At 64.2% G+C, this 21198-nt stretch carries 16 protein-coding genes; 4 read left to right on the plus strand and 12 right to left on the minus strand.

All coding sequences use genetic code 11. From position 1 onward, the window contains the following. Positions 1-12 precede the first annotated feature (12 nt). Genes BJ997_RS16435 through BJ997_RS16445 form a run of 3 tightly spaced genes read left to right on the plus strand, consistent with a single transcriptional unit; the run spans position 13 to position 3106 of the window. Positions 13-1356, plus strand: coding sequence for an O-antigen ligase family protein (locus BJ997_RS16435; RefSeq protein ID WP_160175846.1), 1344 nt, complete (start codon positions 13-15; stop codon positions 1354-1356). Then, complete coding sequence (locus BJ997_RS16440; protein ID WP_052542022.1) at positions 1353-2252, plus strand: glycosyltransferase family 2 protein; 900 nt, start codon at positions 1353-1355, stop codon at positions 2250-2252. The genes BJ997_RS16435 and BJ997_RS16440 overlap by 4 nt, the downstream gene beginning before the upstream one ends. After that, positions 2249-3106 (plus strand): glycosyltransferase, encoded by an 858-nt coding sequence (locus tag BJ997_RS16445; RefSeq protein WP_035835656.1) that lies wholly within the window; start codon positions 2249-2251, stop codon positions 3104-3106. The genes BJ997_RS16440 and BJ997_RS16445 overlap by 4 nt, the downstream gene beginning before the upstream one ends. A gap of 10 nt (positions 3107-3116) precedes the next feature. Here the strand turns inward: BJ997_RS16445 and BJ997_RS16450 are convergent, their stop codons facing one another. Further along, positions 3117-6569, minus strand: coding sequence for a DUF4082 domain-containing protein (locus BJ997_RS16450; protein WP_183323612.1), 3453 nt, complete (start codon positions 6567-6569; stop codon positions 3117-3119). 41 nt (positions 6570-6610) lie between these two features. Beyond that, positions 6611-7273, minus strand: coding sequence for a hypothetical protein (locus BJ997_RS16455; RefSeq protein ID WP_152602096.1), 663 nt, complete (start codon positions 7271-7273; stop codon positions 6611-6613). A 239-nt stretch (positions 7274-7512) separates the two neighbouring features. Between BJ997_RS16455 and BJ997_RS16460 the strand changes: the two genes are divergently transcribed. Further along, positions 7513-8952 (plus strand): DUF4082 domain-containing protein, encoded by a 1440-nt coding sequence (locus BJ997_RS16460; protein ID WP_236628838.1) that lies wholly within the window; start codon positions 7513-7515, stop codon positions 8950-8952. 68 nt (positions 8953-9020) lie between these two features. Here the strand turns inward: BJ997_RS16460 and BJ997_RS16465 are convergent, their stop codons facing one another. The 10 genes from BJ997_RS16465 to BJ997_RS16510 all read right to left on the minus strand — a co-directional run bounded on the left by BJ997_RS16465 (position 9021) and on the right by BJ997_RS16510 (position 20886). Next, positions 9021-10235, minus strand: a complete 1215-nt coding sequence (locus BJ997_RS16465) for a glycosyltransferase family protein (protein ID WP_084141091.1) — start codon at positions 10233-10235, stop codon at positions 9021-9023. Further along, a complete protein-coding gene (locus tag BJ997_RS16470; RefSeq protein ID WP_052542027.1) occupies positions 10232-11404 on the minus strand; it encodes a glycosyltransferase family 4 protein in 1173 nt (390 codons plus the stop codon). The genes BJ997_RS16465 and BJ997_RS16470 overlap by 4 nt, the downstream gene beginning before the upstream one ends. Before the next feature lie 151 nt (positions 11405-11555). Next, positions 11556-13004 (minus strand): glycosyltransferase family 4 protein, encoded by a 1449-nt coding sequence (locus BJ997_RS16475; protein WP_052542029.1) that lies wholly within the window; start codon positions 13002-13004, stop codon positions 11556-11558. Beyond that, positions 13001-14482: a lipopolysaccharide biosynthesis protein gene (locus BJ997_RS16480; protein WP_236628840.1), complete on the minus strand. Its 1482-nt coding sequence runs from the start codon at positions 14480-14482 to the stop codon at positions 13001-13003. Before BJ997_RS16480 ends, BJ997_RS16475 begins: the two co-directional genes overlap by 4 nt. Before the next feature lie 107 nt (positions 14483-14589). After that, a complete protein-coding gene (locus BJ997_RS16485; RefSeq protein WP_160175847.1) occupies positions 14590-15777 on the minus strand; it encodes a glycosyltransferase in 1188 nt (395 codons plus the stop codon). 26 nt (positions 15778-15803) lie between these two features. Then, complete coding sequence (locus tag BJ997_RS16490) at positions 15804-16961, minus strand: DegT/DnrJ/EryC1/StrS family aminotransferase (RefSeq protein WP_236628842.1); 1158 nt, start codon at positions 16959-16961, stop codon at positions 15804-15806. Beyond that, the gene (locus BJ997_RS16495) at positions 16958-17602 is read right to left on the minus strand and encodes a NeuD/PglB/VioB family sugar acetyltransferase (protein ID WP_035835659.1); all 645 of its coding nucleotides are present in this window, start codon (positions 17600-17602) and stop codon (positions 16958-16960) included. The genes BJ997_RS16490 and BJ997_RS16495 overlap by 4 nt, the downstream gene beginning before the upstream one ends. Then, a complete protein-coding gene (locus BJ997_RS16500) occupies positions 17595-18743 on the minus strand; it encodes a DegT/DnrJ/EryC1/StrS family aminotransferase (RefSeq protein WP_035835660.1) in 1149 nt (382 codons plus the stop codon). Before BJ997_RS16500 ends, BJ997_RS16495 begins: the two co-directional genes overlap by 8 nt. Further along, positions 18743-19789 (minus strand): dTDP-glucose 4,6-dehydratase, encoded by a 1047-nt coding sequence (locus BJ997_RS16505; protein ID WP_035835662.1) that lies wholly within the window; start codon positions 19787-19789, stop codon positions 18743-18745. The genes BJ997_RS16500 and BJ997_RS16505 overlap by 1 nt, the downstream gene beginning before the upstream one ends. Further along, positions 19786-20886: a Gfo/Idh/MocA family protein gene (locus BJ997_RS16510; protein WP_183323614.1), complete on the minus strand. Its 1101-nt coding sequence runs from the start codon at positions 20884-20886 to the stop codon at positions 19786-19788. The genes BJ997_RS16505 and BJ997_RS16510 overlap by 4 nt, the downstream gene beginning before the upstream one ends. Positions 20887-21198 lie beyond the last annotated feature (312 nt).

Consider the following 21198-nt stretch of genomic DNA (forward strand, 5'->3'; position numbering starts at 1 on the left):
ATGGTGGCCACCATGCAGAAACGTGCGAGGTTCGCGCCCTCTCCGAGGACGACAAGTTTTCCGGACGCCACGACCTTTCTTACGGTCTACGTCGTGCTCCTGCTCGCGATTCCCTCCAACCGCTCGCTTGCGGACCTCGGAAACGCCGGGGCGCTGTCGGTGATCTGGGGGCTGGGCGCCGGCGTGCTCTGGGTCATTGCGTGGGTTCAGCGTTCACGCCCCGAGCCCCCGCAGTTGCGTCCGGTTCGCGTCGCCGTGCTGGTCTTCTCTGTCGCCGCGATGGCAAGCTACATCGCCGCGATGACTCGAGCGCTCCCTCCTGACGAGGTGAGTGTTGCCGACACCGGCCTGATCCGGCTCCTCGCCTGGTTCGGAATCCTGTTCATCGCCCATGACGGCATCACAACACTCGACCGGCTCCTCACCCTGCTGCGACGGTTGGTCGTCGCAGCAGGGTGCCTGGGCGCCCTGGGCATCGCCCAATTTGCGACAAAGCTGTCCTTTGTGGACTTGCTCCCGTTGCCCGGCCTGTCGATCACCGAAGGTTACGCCTCGGTGGAGACTCGCGGCGGCCTCGTGCGCGCAGCGGGAACGGCCACGCATCCCCTCGAATATTCACTGGTCCTGGCGGCAATTCTTCCCATTGCCCTGACGCTCGCGCTTCGAGAGCGACACCGATCCTTCCTCGCCCGTTGGCTTCCGGTCGCTCTCATCCTGATCGGGCTCCTCCTCTCTGGCTCTCGCTCCGCCGTTGTCGGAATCCTGGCCGGAGCCCTGGTGCTCCTTCCCACCTGGTCCCGCCTCATTCGCGTGTCATTGGCTCTGGCCGGGGCCGCGCTCCTCGGCGTAATATACCTGGCCTCCCCCCTTGCCATCACCAACCTGCGCTACATGTTTCTGGCGGTATTCGACGACCCGAGCGCAGCCTCCCGCACGAGCAGTCTCGACCTGTTCAGCCAGCTGTTCCTGCTTAATCCGGTGTTCGGCCGAGGATTTGGCACCTTCCTCCCGCAGTACCGAATCCTCGACAACCAGTACCTTCTGCTGCTGCTGGAGATCGGGGTCGTGGGGCTCGCGGCATTCGTATTCCTCGCCGTCACGGCGGCCGTGTGCGCGGTGCGAAGCGGGCTTCGTCAGTCGAACCCGGCTCTGCACGACATGGGCTTCGCACTTGCCGGGTCGGTGGCTTCCGCCGGCGTTCTTCTCGCGCTGTTCGACGCTCTGTCGTTCCCGCAGTCGGCCGGCCTGCTGTTTCTGCTCTTCGGACTGTGCGGTGCGTTCTGGCGCCTCAGCCACCCGCTTGAGTCAGCTCTCGACGACCCGACGAGCGTCGGTCGTTCCGTGGTGCTCCGGTGATCGATGTCGTGTTGGTGATCGTCGCGTTCAAGAGCGCCGTCGACCTCCCCCGCCTCCTCGACTCGGTGCCCGATGCGCTGGGATCGTTGAGCTGGCACGCGCTCGTGGTCGACAATTACGGACAGGACAACGTCGCCGATTCCCTGGCCTCCCGCCCCCACGTCACTGTGGTCTCGTCGGGCAGCAACCTCGGCTATTCCGGCGGACTCAACATCGGACTGAGCAGCTCTCCGAGTTCTCGTTTCACGGTCTTCCTGAATCCCGACGTGGTGCTGCTCCCCGGGTCGCTGTCCCAGCTCGTGCGAGCCTGCTCTGTCGACGGCGTGGCCGCGGCAGTTCCGGTGGTCATCGATGAAGAGGGGGTCACGCAGCCGTCCCTCCGTCGCGAACCGTCGGCGTTGGGGGCCCTGGGTGAGGCGCTGTTCGGCGACCACTGGCCGGGTCGGCCGACCTGGCTCGCGGAGATGATTCGCGATCCCCGTGCCTATCGCCTCACTCATGACGCTGAGTGGGCGACCGGAGCCGCGCTGGCGGTTCGATCCGATGTTCTGAGGGCCATCGGCCCCTGGGACTCTCATCGCTTCTTTCTCTACTCCGAGGAGACCGACTACTGTCGGCGCATCCGCGCGCTCGGGCATCGGATCTCGTTCAGCCCTGAGGCCGTCGTCCGCCACCGGGGCGCCGGTTCCGGCTCATCGCCCGAGTTGAATGCCCTCATGGCCATAAACAAGGTCCGGTATTTCCGAAAGTGGCACGGTTCCGCCGCCAGCGCTCTGTTCGCGTGCATCACCGTTGTGCACAGTGCGCTGCGGCTCGGTCGGCCCGAATCGCGCCTGACGATCCAGGCGCTGTTCTCTGCCCCGGCACGAGCAGCCTTGCCCGGGGGAAGCGCATGACTGGAGAACCGTTGGGCTCCGTGATCATTGCCGCCCACAACGAATCGCTCGTGATCAAGAGATGTCTGGATGCCCTGGCGCCGGGCATTGAGACGGGTCAGCTCGATGTGATCGTCGTGTGCAACGGATGTGTCGACAACACCGCCGAAATTTCACGTGCCGCGACGAGGATACGAGTCGTCGAGCTCTCGCAAGCATCAAAGATCGCTGCCCTGCGAGCCGGGGATGAAATTGCCTCCGCTGGACCACGCATCTACCTCGATGCCGATGTCGTCATGACGGCGCGGGCAGCGCTCGACATCATGGCAGCGCTCGCGGGCGACAGTCCCCTCGCCGGACGCCCCCCGGTGAGCTTTGAATCCACGGGATCGCAGTGGCCGGTCAGGCGATGGTATCGCGTGAGGGCACAGTTGCCCTCGATCCAGAACGTGCTCTGGGGAGCCGGAACCTACGCCCTGTCCGCGAGCGGTCGGGCGCGCTTTGCCGAGTTCCCTGACATCGTCTCTGATGACCTCTTTATCGATAACCTCATGGCGGAGCGGGAGCGGGTCATCGTGAAAACGGACCCGGTCATTGTTCGGGCACCTCGCCGATCGGCTGATCTGCTGAAGATCCTCAAACGCACCTACCGCACACAGAGCGATGTGCCGCTCCGTGCGCCCACCCGCCGAGCGGTGTCAAGTGGACAGCGCGGCCAACTCACCGATGCCCTCAACCTCATTCGGCGTGATCCCAGTCAGTCGTTCGATGTGCTCCTGTATGTCTCCCTCATCGCTGTCGCACGCGTCCAGGCGAGGCTGAACACCGGGGGCGCCTCGTGGGAACGCGACGAAAGCTCGCGAACCGGCACGTAGGAACGTTCCTTCAGCTGGCGGCGGGTGCGAAGACCACATCGACGAAGTAGTTCGTGGAGTTGTAACTCGACGTCGGATACCCACCGGTGCCATAACGGAACAGCCCGTTCAGCCCGGCACCTGCCGTCAACGAACCACTCGTCTTCGTCGACTGGAAATAGGCCGACGTATAGGCGTAACCGCCCCTCGGTGCCAGATACGACACCGTGTAGACCTGCCCAACGGTCAGCGCCACTGGAGCCGCCAAGACCGCAGTTTGCCAACCCGACGACGTCTCATCGACAAACGTCACCGAAGCCAGATTCGCTCCCGACGACGACCACAGGTTCCCCGTGTGAACTCCCGAGTTCCCCACTCCTTTATAGAAGCGAATGGCCGTCACCGAACCCGCCGACGATGACGTGAAAGACATCCCCAACTCCACGGAAGCCCCATCATTGGCCTCCGACTCAATCACCGGAACCTCAACACCCAGCAACGTCGTTCCCGCAGCCTGCGTCGGCGTCGGAGTCGGCGTCGAAGTTGCTGTCGGTGCGAAGACCACATCGACGAAGTAGTTCGTGGAGTTGTAACTCGACGTCGGATACCCACCGGTGCCATAACGGAACAGCCCGTTCAGCCCGGCACCTGCCGTCAACGAACCACTCGTCTTCGTCGACTGGAAATAGGCCGACGTATAGGCGTAACCGCCCCTCGGTGCCAGATACGACACCGTGTAGACCTGCCCAACGGTCAGCGCCACTGGAGCCGCCAAGACCGCAGTTTGCCAACCCGACGACGTCTCATCGACAAACGTCACCGAAGCCAGATTCGCTCCCGACGACGACCACAGGTTCCCCGTGTGAACTCCCGAGTTCCCCACTCCTTTATAGAAGCGAATGGCCGTCACCGAACCCGCCGACGATGACGTGAAAGACATCCCCAACTCCACGGAAGCCCCATCATTGGCCTCCGACTCAATCACCGGAACCTCAACACCCAGCAACGTCGTTCCCGCAGCCTGCGTCGGCGTCGGAGTCGGCGTCGGAGTCGGGGTCGGGGTCGGGGTCGGGGTCGGGGTCGGCGCAGCCGTGTCCGTGAAGAGGGCATCCACGTAGTAGTTCATGCCACGGAATGACGCGGTGGGAAAGGAGTCTTGGGTGCTGTAGACCCCAGCGGGTGCGGCGCCATACCCTCCGCGCACGGTGAGCGGACCCCGGTTATCCTCCCGGTATCCCCAGTAGTCGGCATCCGCCGAATAGTGCCCGGATGGCGTGAAGTAGGACACGACGTAGTTCTGCCCGGCCGAAACGGGCACCGGGGACGCGAACGCCACGCTCTGCCAGCCCGACTCCGTCTCATCGCTAAAGGTTGCGGTGGATAGCAGGCTGCCAGACCCCGTCCACAGGGAACCCGTGTGGAGACCCGTATTCGCAGCGCTCTTGAAGAACCGAACCCCGGTGATCCAGCCGGCCGTGGAGGGAGTGAACCGCAACCCGAGCTGCACAGCATCGGGGTCCCCCGAGTCCGAGGTCTCGGGAACCGAATCTCCGAAGACCGATGCCGGCGCCAGCACGTTGAGGTTCAGCGTCGTTGGCGTCGCGGAGAAGTTCGCGCTATCGTCAACGGCACGTACCTCCACGGTCTGGCGGCCCAGGCCACGCTGGGGGAAGCTGTAGGACCACGACTCCGTACCGGCAGCCAGACGCCACGTCGATCCGCCGTCCGTTGAGACCTCGACTCCGGCCACGACGCCGACCGAGTCAGAGGCGGTTCCCGTCAGAGTCACGATGCCGCCACTGGCGACCGAAGTTCCCTCCGTCGGCGACGTGACCACCGTCTGCGGCGCCGCCGCATCTGAAGTCCTGTGCGCAAACACCAGCGAAGCGTCCAGGGACTCGGGAAAGGCGCCCATGTCGGCAAGCAGGTTCACTTGAGCCTGCTGCATGCTGGCATCGGCGGCGGCACCTGCGCCATCGTGAACCTGGTCAAGACCCCACGTCCATTGGATACTGCCGGCAGAGAAAACGAGTCCACCACCCTCTGCTCGATACAGAGTCAGATGATGGGTGCTCGCGCCCGGTTCGACCGTGCTGCCGAAGTCCTGCAGAATTTGCGGCACATCGCCCACTGTCGTCGAGAGGTGAACAAGTCCGGCCGGTCGAAACCCGTTATCCACGTCTTCATTGGACTCATATCCGATGGTGTGGGCCGCCAACGTACCCGATGTCCCTGGGGCCAGCTGGGCGAGCCGGGTGTCCCGCCACAGACGGAGCTTGCCCTCAGCGGCGCTCACTGTTACGGCGAGGTCCGAGAAATTGGCTCTGTACATGGTCCCTGAGAGCGCGTTCTCCGGCCTTCCCCCACCGTCTGAGGCCGATGCAAACCGTGGATCCCGCCAGGTGCCTGTCCACTCCGTACTCGGATCGATCTTCGCGCTGTTCCAGGTTTCTTTATACGACACGAGGGTGCGGTACGGGGTGCTCGAGCCATCGACGGACGGTTCATACCTGGTGCGCCAGTAGGCCTCGTTGCCGGAGAGGAATTGCAGGTTGACCCCGGCATCCCGAGCTGCTTCCACACTGGCGCGCTGACCACCAGACCAGTACTCGTCGTGACCCACGGACAGGAAAACTGAGTGGTTGAGAAGGCCTGCGCCTAAACGGTGCGTGTCAACTCCGCTGTAGTACGTCACATCAAAGCCGTTCTTTTCCAGGAAGCGCACGAGCGGGTACTCGCTACCGAAGTAGAAGTCCCTGCCGTCAGCCGTTCCTCTGGTCGAAAGAGGCCGGTTGTAGCTGACCTTGTGGGACCGGCCGTTGGCTGCGCCCTGATAGAAATCGCTGCCGCCATAGGCGTTGTATGCCTGCCACGTCGGATCCGACGTCTGGAAGAGCACGGCCGCCCTGCTCGATTCGTCTCTCACGATGAACGTGACGTGGCTCACACCACCGGTGTCTGCCCTCTTTAGGAGTGCGACATACACGCCGGACACCGCATCATTGGGCACGTTCCACGACGCAGACAGCGCCCAGTTTCCACAATCGTAGAGTTCGGTCGTCACATCGGAGATGCACGGGGGCTGAATCTGCGGCAGTGCTGCCGTGGCCGAAACACTGGCAATGTGGCGAGCCCCCAGCCCCTGGTACCAGCCGGTGCGGAACATGTCGATGGAGTACACCGGCGCACTCGTGTCAATCTTGAAATCAATCTGGTCCCCGACGTTGACGCTGATGTCGGTTGAAAAACCTTGGATTGAGGGGTCTCCGGAGCCCTCGATGTCCCAGAATTCAGGGTCCGTTCCTGGCTTGCTGTTCTCGCACACGATGGGGTTCGCTCCGGTACCGCACGGGTCCTCGGAGGCACCTGCCGTAGCGCCCGGAGCCACCAGGAATCCCACCACTCCGGCCGTGACGAGGAACACGCGGAACAGCCCTGTCGGTTTCACGGCCCGCTCCAGGCGTGAAACTCGATTTAGACTCATGTCGCCCAGAGTGCCAGAACGCCGTCAACGCGCGCGCGCCCCTAAAATGGGCTCGACTCCCTGTTCCGTGCGCGGCGGGTGAGAAAGCGATCGGCGCCGGCCGTCACAGCACCGGCCAGGGCGAGTCCCAGCACCAGCACGGCCAGTCCCGCACGAGTTCCCTTGCCTTCCGCGCGAGAAATGACCGCCTGCTGGGGCGACGCGAGCGTCGTGATCTGGCTCGACTGAGGCACGCCGGCGTCCGCTTGCTGCTCCGCGGATATGCGGTCGATGTGCGCCAGCACAAGACCCAGGGTGGACCGAACTGCAGTCTCGCTCGAATCGACGACCTCGACGGACAACACGGGACGAGTGAAAGCGTCAGCCCACTGGCCGCCGGTGTTGGCCAGGGACACCCGGCTCCCCTGTCGAACACCGGCTCCATAGAGCGTGGACTCGACATTGGAGAACCGTGGCGTGTCGAGATTGCCGTTGACCTGCCGTTCGACCAGCGCAGCGAACGCCACGAGGTTGCCGCCGGTACCCGCTCGCAACGCATTGGGGTTCGCGGACGATGACGGCTCAAGGAATATGACATCCACTCTGGTCCAATAAACCCCGCCCGCTCCGGCGGCCAGAACGGCGCCGAATCCGGTCAGGATAGCCAAACCGAGCAAGATGTACCAACGCCTAGCACACGCGCGAAATATCTGATTGAGTGTCACGCTGAGGAGGTTACCGCGTCCCATCGACTTTTGAATCATTTTGTTGACTTATTCTCATGGACGGGTAATATTATCAGAATTGGTCGGTGGCCCCCTACGGTTGCAAAGCTTCGCATGCGCCGAACACGTGCGCCACACGAAATCAGCTAATGTTCCCTCATAACTCACGTTCAATACACCCACAATCGGTCGCGAAAGACACCACGCGAATTGGTCGTTTCACTCCATTGGTCGCCCTCGTGGCAATCACCGGCTTACTCTTCGCGGGCGCCTCCTCCGCCCAAGGGCTGGGCGCGAATCAGGGCGGCCAGACGGCCTCCGCCGTTCGAACCGCAGTCACGGCCTCCTCCACGCTTTTCGGCACAGAGACGCCCGTCGTGACGGCTGCGACGGACGATACAGCGGCCGTCGAGCTGGGAGTGTCTTTCACCCCCTCGCAAGCCGGATCCGTCACAGCTCTGCGGTTCTACAAAGGCACCGGCAACACAGGCACCCACACAGGTCGACTGTGGTCCAGTGGCGGATCCGTGTTGGCAGCAGTGACGTTCACGAATGAGACCTTGACCGGATGGCAACAGGCTCAGCTCTCCAAGCCCGTGGCTCTGACCGCCGGAAAGACCTACGTGGTCTCGTACCTCGCCCCGAAAGGCCGGTACGCCTTCACGACAAACTACTTCGGCAGCGCGAAGACAAGCGGCCCGTTGACCGCCCCGAGCGCGGGGAACGGTCGCTACAAGTACGGTTCCACCGGTGGGTTCCCCACGTTGAGCTGGCAGAAGTCGAACTACTTCGTGGATGTCGTCTTCGCGCCCACGCCGGCACCGACGCCCACGCCGGCACCCACTCCCACTCCGGCGCCCACACCCACGCCGGCACCCACACCCACCCCCGCGCCCACACCCACTCCCACGCCCACAACGGGATGGCCGAGCGCTCTGAACACGGGAGTACCGAGCGGAACGGTGCTGACGCCGTCCGGCGCATTGAACATCACGACGAACGGAACAATGATCGACGGACGCGACATTTCCGGTGGTATCCAGATTCGCGCAACGAACGTGACGGTCAAGAACTCACGGGTCGACGGCCGGATCGAAGTATTCCAGGGATCCACGAATACGCTGATCCAGCGCGTGGAGATCAAGGGCCCTGGGCTGTCGTCGCCGGAAAGCGACCGACCGGGAATAGCCTCCTATGACTTCACCTGCGATGCGTGCAACATCCACGGCTGGGGCAAGGGCGTTTACGCCGACTCGAACGTGGTCATCAAGAATTCCTGGATCCATGACATTCCGGTCTACGGCGATCCCGGAAATGGGGGAAGCCACAACGAAGCCATCCTGAGCATCGGTGGCAGAAACCTGACCATCGTCGGCAACCGTCTCGATGCCGGCAGCCAGGGTAACTTCTCGGCAGCACTTGCCCTGTACAGCCAGGGCTCGCAGACGCAGAACGCGCTCGTGCAGGGAAACCTGTTCAATGGCGGCGGCTACTGCCTCTATGCGGGTTCCGACGCAAACATCAACGCGAGTGATGTTCGGATCATCGGCAACACGTTCGGCACGTCAGTGTCGCCGAAGTGCGGCGGATATGGGCCCGTAACGGCGTACTACCCCGGCAACGGCAACCAGTGGAGCGGAAACGTCTGGCAGAACGGCACGGTTCTGCCCGCGCCCTAGGCACGACCGCAGCTGAACATGCACCGGCTAGCCCTGGGCCTCACAGAGGCCGGGGCCGGCCGGTGCATTCATCGTCGGCGGGCCTGCTCGACCGCCTCGACAATCGCCGAGGAGACCGCTTCCTGGGTCGGCCCCCACCCGTCCCGAACCGATCGGGCCATGAGGCCTCGTTGCTCAGTGGTGACCGGAACTTCCACTGCCTGGCAGAGCGCATCGGCAAGAGCGCCCGGTGTCGCTCGAGACCACAGCACGTGTGGGTTAGGCAGCACGTCTCGAGCAAAGGGAACTTCCGTCACGACAGGGATGGCACCGGCAGCCAACAACTCTTCTGCAACGAGCGTGATGTTCGTGAACGAGATTGCCAGGCCCGCTCGAGTCTGATTGTAGAGGTCGTTGAGCGCCTCCGGTGAGAGGCGGTGGTGTTGCACCGTGGGGATGTTCCACTCATCACCGGCGTCCCCATACAGGTGCACGCTCTCTTCAGGGTGGCGCCGGTGGAATTCCTCCAGGGCGAGTCGACCCAGGCGATATCCGCGCCGGTCAGATCCCGGCTTGGTGTAATACACAACTCCCGACCGTGGGCCGGCGGGATTTGTGAGGTGATACACCGCAGTGTCGCATCCGAAGGGCGCGAGAACGTGGTCCGCGCCGATCACCGTGAGGTGCTGCGCCACCAGCTCCCCGAGAGCAATATTGACAAAGCCGAACCGATAGCTGTCTTCCGCAAGCGCATAGAGGGTTCCGCGCGCGTGGAAGAAGGGTTCGAAGTCCTGGATGAAGTAGAGCCGAGCGGCCGGGCCCTGCACTCTCGACGCGAGCACGTGCGCACTTTCCCAGGAACTGGCAACGTAGGCATCCGCACCCGTCATCCCGTTCGCCGCATCCCTGATCTCGGCCGTGATCTCGGGCCAGAACTCTCGAATCACGGCGCGGTGGCGGTCAATATCGCCGCCGTGGCGGTCATAGAGGTAGATCACGCACCGATCCCCTCGCGCTTCCATGCCGGCGACCATCCGGAACAGGGTTGTGTGCCCGCCGGAACCTGGGCTAGGAGGCGTGCATATCCAGGCGACCGTGAGTTGCGATCTGTGCCCGCGACTCCACTGGCCGGCAGTGGCGGGTAGCCGGCTGGAATCCGCCACGTCTTCGTCGAGGAGAGGGAATTCCAACTGTGCCGAGTCGAGCGTGTTGTACAGGCGCCTGGCGACCCGACGACCGGCATCACCGATACCGTCGCGCTGCGCGCGTTTCATCATCTCGATAATTCCGGGTGTGGTTCTCATTGCCCTGGTCCTTTCATCGCGATGGGTTCCTGTGCGCCGTCTGGGCGCTCTGCCTGTGCCGAGATATCAATGACCTGGAGAATTCGCCCAGCCACGTCGTCCCAGCGTGACGATGCCGCCACCTCTGACGCTCTGGCGCCCATCGACCGAGCCGTCTCGGGAACGCTCAGCCTGGCGAGCGCATCCGCCAGGCCACGATGATCATGAGGGTGCACCGTGATCGCTGCACGACCGAGCATTTCAGCCGCGCCCCCCTCGGACGTCGCGACGACGGGCAGCCCCGCTGATGCCGCTTCAAGATACGCGATGCCGGCAGGCTCGAATCGACTCGGCAGCACAAAGGCGGTCGCGGTGGCAAACAGTCGGTCGAGAACGGCCTGCTCCGCCGGAATCTCTCGCGAAAGAAACCCGTGACCGGCGACACCCGCCTGATCCACTCTCGGATGGTTCCCCACCAGGTCGAGGGTGGCGCGCGGGTCACGTCGGCGAATCTCCTCGAAGGCTCGAAGAACAGCGTCGCCATTCTTCCGACGCCAGTCGACGCCCACAAAGAGAAAGCGGGGAACACTCCAATCCCGCTCTGTTGCGAGGTCGATCCCGCGAGGACGGTGCCCCATCCCCACGACATGCACGCGCTCAGGAGGAACTCCGTAATCCTTGACATAGGAGCGACCAGCCCAGTCGGTACTCACGCAGCATGCCGTCGCCGCCAGGCTGGAGGCTTTTTGGCGTGAGAACCAGCGGAGCACTTCGTCGTCGGGGAAGCCCGAGCTGCGGATATCGGATTCCGGATGCTGCCACATTTGTTGAAGCGTCGAGTCGTCGTAGGTCACAATCGGAATGCCACAGGCAGCGAGTCGGCGCAGGTCGAACGTCTCGTTACCCATGGACACGATCGCATCCAGCGGTCGGGCGTCCCGGATGCTTCGAGCCAGTGCCCAGGTGCGCGAACTCTGACGCACCAGAGTGCGGTCGGCAATGGCCCCGCGCTTGCCGCCAATGCGCGAGAGAACGGCAACCGCCTGATGCAGGCCTTGAGGCAGCCTGGTACCGAGGGGCACAACCTCAACGTCGTGCGCCAGCAGCCCGTCAGCAATCCCGCGGGGTGTCCCTGACCAGTTCCTGGACGTCAGGGGATCCGGCTGGGGATTGAGAACGCCGATTCTCATAGTGTTCCTAACTCGGTCGGGGTCGACCAAAACTGGGAAGGTGCTTGGCTTCGGTCAGCCGCACCCGTCCGGCGGGAGGCGCGCTCCGGAACATAGGACGGGTGCCCGGACAGCGCTCGGCACATCTTTCCCGTTGATTCCGCACCTTGGCTCATCTCGTGACCGCTCCTCCCAATTGATCGCCCACGACGCGAACCGGTTGGAGCGAAGGGTCGGTGGGCTTAGTTTGTGCTGCTTTACGGATCACGTGCGCATGCGCAGCGATCATGGTGGAGACGCCGTCGGATGCATCGCGCGGTGCGCGCGGCTCACCTCGTTCGCGATGCACGGTGTTCACAACCCGCCGCACGGCGGTCGCGAGTTCCGATGAGTTTCGCTGGCGTCCGGCCCGCCACCTGGCGCGTTCAACGCGTGCGTCCGTCACGTCACTAGCGGCGCCCGACGCATTGGGAATCAGTACCGATCGCGTGGGATCGCGCTCGATCAGCTCCCGTGCCCCGCCGACATCACTCAGGATCAGGGGAAGGCCGGCGGTCCATGCCTCGGTCGCCGCGACGGGCCAGCCCTCAAAAAATGAGTTGAGCAGGAAGGCGTCAGCGGCTGCGAGAAGTGTCCGTGCGTCGGAGGTGGCGAGCAAATGCACGCGACCGGCGTGGGGACTGCCCCGTCGGATCGCGTCAGATCGCCTGAATTCGACCCAATCTGAGGGATCACCTGCGATCACAAGCTGCGCGGGCACGCCCGCGGCCACGCACGTCAGAAACGATGCAATCGTTCCGGCGATGTTTTTCTGTGCGTCGTACCGCGCCAGACACAGGAAGACGACATCATCGCCGAAGCATCCTCCAACGGCGCGCTCAAGGATATCTCGGGCGACCTGGCGCTCATCACCGTCAGGTGCGGTTTGACCTGGCGCGGCATTGGGGATCACCGCGATCCGGGACCGGAGAGGTTCCGGCACCTGACGGGCGTGGAACGTGCGCACCAGGTCACTGACTGCAACCGCTGAGACCGCCTGCCCGAGCAGGTCCAAGAAGGTGCGCCAGCGGTCACGCGAATAGTGGATCTCGCTGTTATGCAGCACGGGCACCAGAGGGGCTCCAGTTTCTCGTGCAGTGGCTTCGAGAAAGGCTGGCACGCCATGCAGCTGGATGACGTCAGGGCACAGATCGGCAAACGCGCTCAGAGCTGACGCGCGATCTGACACGCAACGCACCTGGATACCCATGTCGCGGAGGCGTTGTGCGCGAACTCCGTCTCCGCAGCAGACGACAGCGGTCACGATCCCCAGCTCCGGCAGCCGGGTGGCCAGAAGCTCCACGACGGAGCCAATTCCGCCCCCGACTTCCACGGCGGTCACCCCGAGAACGCAGGTGAGCTCTCCAGTGTGTGTGACCGGTTCGGTCGACCCCGATATCGGTCCGGCGTCGGGCGAGTGTATTGCCGGGAGCGGCCTGGCCAAAAGGGCTCGGGTGAAGGGGTGCACGTACCCGTAGCGCACACGCGGCGGAAGCGTACCGATCGTGCCGATAGCTGCCCCGAGCACGACGGCGCTCACTCGAGCGCCCAGTCGAGCGGCCAATCCAGACGAGCCGATCATGACTGCTCTTGAACTCGTGGAGAGAAGCCGAGACGTGAGCCCAGCCGGAGGCGACTTGCCATACTGATCATCTGACGAATGGCGGACCGGGCCATGAGCAGCGTGATTCCGACATGAACCACTGAAATCACGAGCACGATCAGAACGAGCGACAGCCAGGTGGGAATCTCCGCAGTCCAGAGCTTGCAGCCCCAGCCGGCCGCTCCCATACACACGCTGACGGTGACCAAATAGATAAACGGTCGAGCAATGACGCCCGGCGTCGTCTGGAGCGCCCGTGAAACCAGGAACCAGCGGACCACGGTCGCCAGTGTCGCGACGCACAGAAAACCCACGGCGATGGACACGAGCCCCCATCGCACCGCAACGACGGTGGTGGCCAATGTCAGGAAGTCGATAATCAGGGCGTAGACGAACCACGCACCGGGTTTACCCAATCCGTAAAACAGCCCTTGGTCAAGCCATGCCCCCAAGGACAGCGTGCCGGCGAGCACAAGTACCTGCGCAACCTGATAACTCTGCTCCCACCCGTCACCGAAAAGTATCGGGATCATCAGCGGCGCCGCGACCGCAACGATGATGAGCGGCAGCGACAAAACGACGTAGGTGAGTTGGAGGGCACGCAGATAAGCGTCACGCAATCTCACCGCCGAGGAGCGAATCTTGGCGAAGGCTACGTTGGTCACCGGAACAATGGCACTACCGGTGAGGTCCTGCAGGATTTGCACGAGGCGCTGCGCGATACTCATATATCCCAAGGCGGTCAAGCCCAGCGTTGCCGAGATGACCGCGGACTCGCCCACTGCCCGGAGCATTGCAACGAATTCCACGCCCAGAACTTGCCCTCCGAAGCGCGCCATCAGCATGAAGTGCACCCTGGAAAACACCCACGTCGGATGCCACTTAACCGTCAGCAACGCCAGCGCCGTCGAGATGACTCCAGCCACAAGTGACTGTGCGACCAGTGCCCAGACTCCGAAGCCCGAGAAGGCCATGATGATCGCCACGATCTGGGCGACTATGGCCGCCGCCGCGCCCTGCGCTGCGATGGTTGCAAAACGCATGTCGCGGCGCAAGAGCGCCATCGGAACGGAGCCAACCGCTGTCACGACGACCCACAGGGAAAGCACCTGCAGCACAGGAACCACGCCGGAGGAGCCGAAGACCACGCCGAGCAGCGGCGACAGCACGAAGAGACATCCGCACAGGAGCACCCCTGCGGTCATCGAGAACCAGAACGCAGTGCTCAACATTCGCTGGTCGGGCTTCTCGACCTGAACGATGTACGCCGCGAATCCGAGATCGGCGAGCAGGAAGAAGAAGGGGAGAACTGTCGACGCTGCCGCCACCGTGCCGAAATCTTCAGGTGTCAGCAGCCGCGTGAGCACCGCAATCGTCACGAAGCTGAGTACTCGGATCGCCCACTTCTGAATGGTCATCCACACGACCCCGGCGGCGGCGCTGCGCCCGACGTCCATCTGGGGGATCCCCGATTCAATCGCCGGATCAATACCTTGAATCACCTCGATCTCGGGTACGTCACTGGGGAAGTCGGGGCGGGCATTCCCCCTCCGCTGGGCACCCATCACTTCGGAGAGAGACGCAGCGCGTGTCGGCTCAGTCGGGCGACCTTCGCTGAGAGCATTCGCCCTTCGAGCGGGAGATCAGCGAACCAGTCTCGGCTCGAGTATTCGCCCTTCACGATCCGGTAGAAGTCAACAAGCCTGTCAGCCATGGCAGTGAGGGCGAAACGCTCGCTGGCGAAGGACCGTCCGAAAAGCCCTAGTTCGGTGCGACGCTGGGAATCAACGAGGAGGGGCTCGATCAGTGCAGCAAGCCGGACCGCAGGATCGGGTACGGCATCCGGGCTCCAGAAACTGGACCGCGCGAGCTTCTCGGCGGATGAGGGTTCGAACAGTGAGGACCATCCGGCCTCGCCTTGCACGACGAGCGGCTTCGCGAATGCCAGCGACCTTGCCGCTGACCCTCCCATCCCGAGCATGATGTCGGCCGCGGCATAGGCCGGTCGCGGGTCGGCTAATGCACCGATGAGCCGAATCGCGTCTCTGCCTACCTCTCTATTGACAGCATCCGCTCGAGACCGGATCAGGACCACGTTGTCTCCTGTCCCGATGATCGCAAGGGTGGCCCCGAGTGGAGGAAGTACACGCATCGCGTCGATAGCAGCAAGAATAGGGACGGTCTTCATGCTCGCGTCGAGCCGGCTGACGATGACCAGCAACAGACCATCCTCGATGCGGTGTGTCGCGCGAAACTGTCTGCCGTCCTGAACCTGCGGGTCATTATCGATGAGATCGACGGGGGGACTAATGAGAATGGTGCGCCCCGGTCGGTCATGCTGTTCATCCCGTTGATAACCCGTTCCAACGATCATCGGCATGTGACGGTAGAGCTTGTCCGACACACTCATTTCGTACACTGTCTGCACCCACGGCGTCCGCCCGAACAGGGATGGTCCCCAGAAAGTGGGTCGAGCACCGCCGCCCCATGATCCGTAGACGTGAACAAGATCGATCTTGTGGCGACGCGCCAAGGCTGCGATCTGGCGTGCGCGCGGAATGATAGTCGGCGCGGGATCGTACAGGGAGATCTCTACGTCACGCGCCGCAGCCACCTCGATGAGCGACGGGCCATCCGGAATGGTGTCTCGGGCTCCCACCAGGATCGACTCGACGCCGCGACGCCGCATTTGGGCCGCGAGGTCCACCGCATTGATCTGGGTCCCACCCAACTCAAGACTGTTCAGATGCACCAGTACCTTCAGTGGCGACTCCCCGGTCATTGGACTATTCCGGCCACAGTCGTGGCTTCGGCGAGCGCGCTCACTATATACCGCTGCTGCTCGGCGGTGAGGTGCGGGAACATCGGAAGCGAGAGGATGCGGTCGGCAGCGGATTCCGCGACCGGGAACTGGCCTTGCTGATATCCCAGGTCGCCATAGGCGGCCGTCAGGTGCAACGGCGTCGGATAGTGGATGCCTGCGCCCACGCCCGCGGCGCCGAGCTCGGCGAGCACGCGGTCGCGCTCGTCGACCTGCACGACGTAGAGATGCCAGACGTCCTCGTTACCGGGGCGCACTGTCGGCAGGTGCACGCCGGGTACATCGGCGAGCAGCTCGGCGTACCGGGCGGCGGCGGCGCGGCGCGCGACGTTCCAGCCGTCGAGGCGTCGAAGCTTCGCGCGAAGCACCACGGCCTGCACCGCGTCAAGACGGGAGTTCATTCCCACGCGGTCATGCACGTACTTCACAGAGCTGCCGTGGCCACCGAGGTTGCGCACGAAGTCCGCGACCGCCGGGTCGTCGGTGAGGACCGCACCGGCATCGCCGGCGGCACCGAGGTTCTTGCCCGGGTAGAAGCTCGTTGCGGCGACGCGGCCAAGCGCACCGGCGCGGCCTGCGGTCGAGAACGCGCCCTGCGACTGCGCGGCATCCTCCACAATGACGAGCCCGTGCCGCTCGGCGAGCATGAGAAGCACATCCATGGGCGCGGTTTGGCCGTAGAGGTGTACCGGGACGATCGCACGGGTGAGCGGGGTGATCGCGTCTTCGACGGCGGCCGGGTCCATGAGCAAATACTCGGGATCGACGTCGACGAATACGGGCACGGCGCCGATGCGGGATACCGCCTCGGCGGTGGCGATGAAGGTGTTGACCGGAATGATGACCTCATCGCCCGGGCGAACGCCCGCGGCACGCAACGCCAACTCGACTGCATCGGTGCCGTTGCCCACCCCCACGCAATAACCCACACCGATGAACTCGGCGTACTCACGCTCGAACCCGTCGACCTGCTCCCCCCCGATGAAGCCCGCCGTGGCGAACAATCGTTCCCACACGGGAAGTACTTCGTGTGCGATCTCGGCCTGCTGGGCGGCCAGATCGATGAAGGGAACCCTCATGCTCGCGCGTTGCGCCACTGTCGGGGAGGTATTCATATTCTCGATCCAATCAAGTGGCTGCGTGCGGGCACGCCGATCCAGGTGTCGTGTGGCGGGACGTCACCGAGCACCGCCGCGGCCATGCCGATCGTGGCGCCGACGCCGACGGTGACCCGCTCCCGAACGCCGGCCTGCATGCCGAGGTAGGCGCCAGAACCGATGTGCACGTCGCCTCCGAGGGTGACGCCGGCGCACAGGGTTGCGAAGGAATCGATTCGGTTCCCGTGGGTAAGAGTCACGTGCGGCATCACGACGACATGGTCACCGATCTGCACGTCAGCGGTGAGGACAACGCCGGCGAGCACGATGCTGCCCGTGCCGATTCGGCAGGAGTCGGGGATTTCGACCGATCGGTGGATCACCCTGGCGTATCTCTCTTTCGCCACCCCGAGCCCGGTGAGCCGGTCCACAAGGGCGGCGCGACCCGCCCCGCGCCCCACGCACAGCACGATCTGGGCGGTGGGGTGCTTCGCTACCTCCGGAAGCCCGCCGGCGATGAGAACCCCATCGATCGAGGTTCCCCACAGGTCGGGCTGGTCGTCGATGAAGACGACCTGTCGAGGGTCGGCCTGGGCCCGCAACAGGCTCAGCACCTCACGGGCGAGGCCGCTCGCCCCGATGAGCAGGATCTCAGGCACGCGAGATCGCATTCTCGAGCTGGAGCACCTCGATGACGCGCTCCTGATCTTCCAGCGTGAGCTGGTGGTAGATGGGCAGAATCAGGGTGTTGTCGTTCAGGTGTTCGGTGACCGAGAGCGAAGCTGTTCCGCCATCGTGGTCGAGGTACGCGGGCTGCCGATGGGCGGCCATGATGCCCCGTCGGGCCGAAATGTCTGCGACGGCCAGACGCTCGAGCAACTGCTCGCGGTCGAGCGCATACTCGGGCCCCACCTCGATCCAGAAAGACTGAAAGTTCGTTGTGCCCCAGGCGGGGTCGGCGACGGCGCGCAACCCGGGGATTCCGGCCAGCGCGTCCGCGTAGCCGGCCGCGATCTCCCGGCGGCGTTCCACGATGGCGTCCAGCCGACCGACCTGAACGATACCGACGGCGGCCTGCAGGTCCGTCATCCGAAAGTTGAATCCGATCTCGCGATATTGCTCAGGAGGCGAGAGTACGGATGCATGCCTGTCGGTAGCCGAGACGCTCATCGAGTGCTCGCGCAACTGGCGGGCACGCTCTGCCCACTCCGGGCGTGAGGTGGTCAGCATGCCACCCTCACCGGTCGTCAGGATTTTTCGCGGGTGGAACGACCACGCCGTCAGTTCGGCGCCGGCACCCACCGGGCGCCCTCGATAGGTGGAACCGGCCGCGCAGGCCGCATCTTCGATGACCACGATTCCCAGGGGATCGCACAGTGCCCGAATCGGGTCGAGGTCAACCGGCATACCGCCCTGGTCCACCGCGATGACCGCCCGGGTCGCGGGCGTGAGGGCCGCCCGAACGGTCTCGGCAGACACGTTACCCGTGAGGGCATCGACATCGCAAAAAACGCTGCGCGCGCCGACATATGACGGGGCGTTGGACGTGGCGATGAAGGAGAACGAGGGCACGACCACGTCGTCGCCAGCACCGATTCCCGCGACAACCAGCGCGAGGTGCAGGGCTGTCGTGCAGTTTGACGTTGCGACCGCGAACGGTATCTGCATCGTGCGCGCGTACAGGTCCTCGAAGGCGGCAACCCGGGGACCTTGGGCCACCCAGCCTGATTCGATGACTTCCGTGACCGCAGCCACCTCTTCGGCGCCCATCCACGGCTTCATCACGTTGATCCGCGACATCAGACGGCCTCCAGCGCAACCCAGTTGCGGTCTTCGATCTGCGCCAGGCGGTCCGGGTTCTCGCGCCCGGACGCTTCGAACCACGCGACGAGTTCGGCAACGCCCCGCTCGAACGGCACTGTCTGGGCGAAGCCGGTGAGCGAGGCCATAAGCGTGGGGTCGCCGAGTAGTCGGCGCACGTCGCCCGGCCGTGCAATGTCGTGCACGGGCACCAGGTCCGGGCGCCCAACGGCCACGGCCACGGCGGCGCAGAGCGCGTTCATGGTCACTTCGCATCCGGAGCCGAGATTCAGGGTTTCGCCTGCCAGGCCGGGGCCCTGCGCCAGGAGGGCGAGCGCCGCCGAGGTGTCAGACACGTGCATGAAGTCCCTGGTCTGCTCCCCGTCGCCGAAGATGACCGGTCGTTCCCCAGCAAGAAGCCGCACGATCGTGCGGGGCAGTACTTCGCCGCTGTCTCCTTCGAAGTGGCTCCGGGGGCCGTAGGTATTGAACGGCCGCACCACAACGGTGTCCATGCCATAGGTGCGAAAGTACGCCCGACTGTAGGCTTCGCCCGCGAGCTTGCTTCCGCCGTAGACCGTTTCCGGCCACGTGGGGTGCCGCTCGTCCATTGGCGCATACTGGGCGGTGCCGAACACCTCGCTCGTGCTGACATAGATGAAACGACGGATGCCCTCGGCCCGGGCGCTTTGCAGCATCACCAGGGTTCCCAGCGCGTTGACCTCGTGGTTCTCGACGGGATCGTGCAGACTGTGCCGAACGCCAAGGCACGCGAGGTGATAAACGATGTCGATGCCGTGAAGCGCCTTTTCGCGCACGACTCCGTCGCGAACATCGCCCACGACGAGCGTGAAGCGCGGGTTGGCGCTCTGGCCGGCCAGATTCTGGCGCGTGCCGTTGGTGAGGTTATCGAGAACGCGTACCTCGGCTGCACCCCGAGCAAGCAGGGTGTCCACGAGATGGCTTCCGATGAATCCAGCGCCTCCAGTGACGAGGATGCGCAGGCCAGTGAGGCTGTCGGCCCCGGTCTCGTCCCGGCCGGTCATCGGACGACCGCCACGAGCGCGGCATCCGCTGCCGCCACTCTAGTGTCTGCCACGACGCTGCGCCTGCCCTCGTCCGCGAGGCTGCGACTGGCCGCCTCCAGTACGGCAAGAACGCGCAAACCCGCCTCGCCGTCTGTGCGCGGAGCCCGGCCCTCGCGGATGCTCGCTGCAAACTCAGCCGCCATCGCCCCGAGTGCCTCGCGCTCGGGAAGCGCCGGCGACCACGTGTCACCGAGTCGGTACGAGACCATGGAAGCAGCGGCATCCGCACCATCGACGGACTGTTGTGTGAGGTCGACTCCGCGGTCGTAGACGCTCAGCCGCTGCTGGGGATTCAGATCGTCCCAGACCAGCGTGCGGGTCGTGCCCCCGATGACCATCTGGCGGATCTTCGTGGGGCTGAGCCAGTTCACGTGAACGTGGGCGATGGCGTCGTTCTGCAGCGGGATCGTCAGGTAGCCGATACACGCCTTGCCGGCGCCGAGTGGGTCGGCGCCCTGTGCCGACACGGCCGTCGGCCGCAGACCGCCGGGGAGTATGAAGTCAATGATCGAGAGGTCATGCGGGGCGAGGTCCCAGAACACATCGACGTCAGGCTGCACGAGCCCGAGGTTGATACGCACCGAGTCGATGAAGAGGATGTCGCCGAGCGCGCCTTCGGCGATGAGCTCGCGAATTTTCAACACCGCCGGGGTGTAGCAATACGTGTGGTCGGCCATCAGCGTGAGTCCGCGCAGAGCGGCCTCCCGTACCATCTCGGTCCCGTGCTGTTCGCTGTCGGCTAATGGCTTCTCGACAAGCACGTGCTTTCCGGCGCGGAGGGCCGCCAGCACGATGCCGTGGTGGGTCCGTGCCGGCGTCGCGATCGCGACGGCGTCGAGATTGTCGAGTGCCAGGAGGTCCTCGAGGTCGGTGTACACGGCCACCGCGCCGCCCAGCCTGTCGGCCAGGGCCTGGCCGCGCCCCGCATCAACATCACAGATGGCAACCAGCTCCCAGTCCGCACCGGTGCTGAAGTTGCGGGCCAGATTCGGACCCCAGTAGCCTGCGCCGATTACGGCAACTCGCAGTCGCGTTTCTGTGTTCAGTGCCGTCATAGCTGTCCCTCGATCGGTGGCGGTTGACTGTCGAGACCGACAGAGAGGTATGAAACCGTCGACTCAGGGCCGAAGACGAACCCCCAAAGCACGGGGGTTTTTCAGATTCCGCCTCGATACCCATAGGTCATGAGGTTGCCTCACGAATAGAACAGTGCCATACGATCTGACGGTTCGCGGCCCCCCAACAAGGGCTATTCACGGCCGCGATCGTGCCGATTCGACCCTTTTCACCCCCACCCAGGGTGCGTCGCGCGACCTGCGCGCACGGCCGCCGAAGCGGGCGCGGAAACCTACTCACATTCCCGCGCT

Source organism: Cryobacterium roopkundense (assembly GCF_014200405.1).
GTDB classification, from domain to species: Bacteria; Actinomycetota; Actinomycetes; order Actinomycetales; family Microbacteriaceae; genus Cryobacterium; species Cryobacterium roopkundense.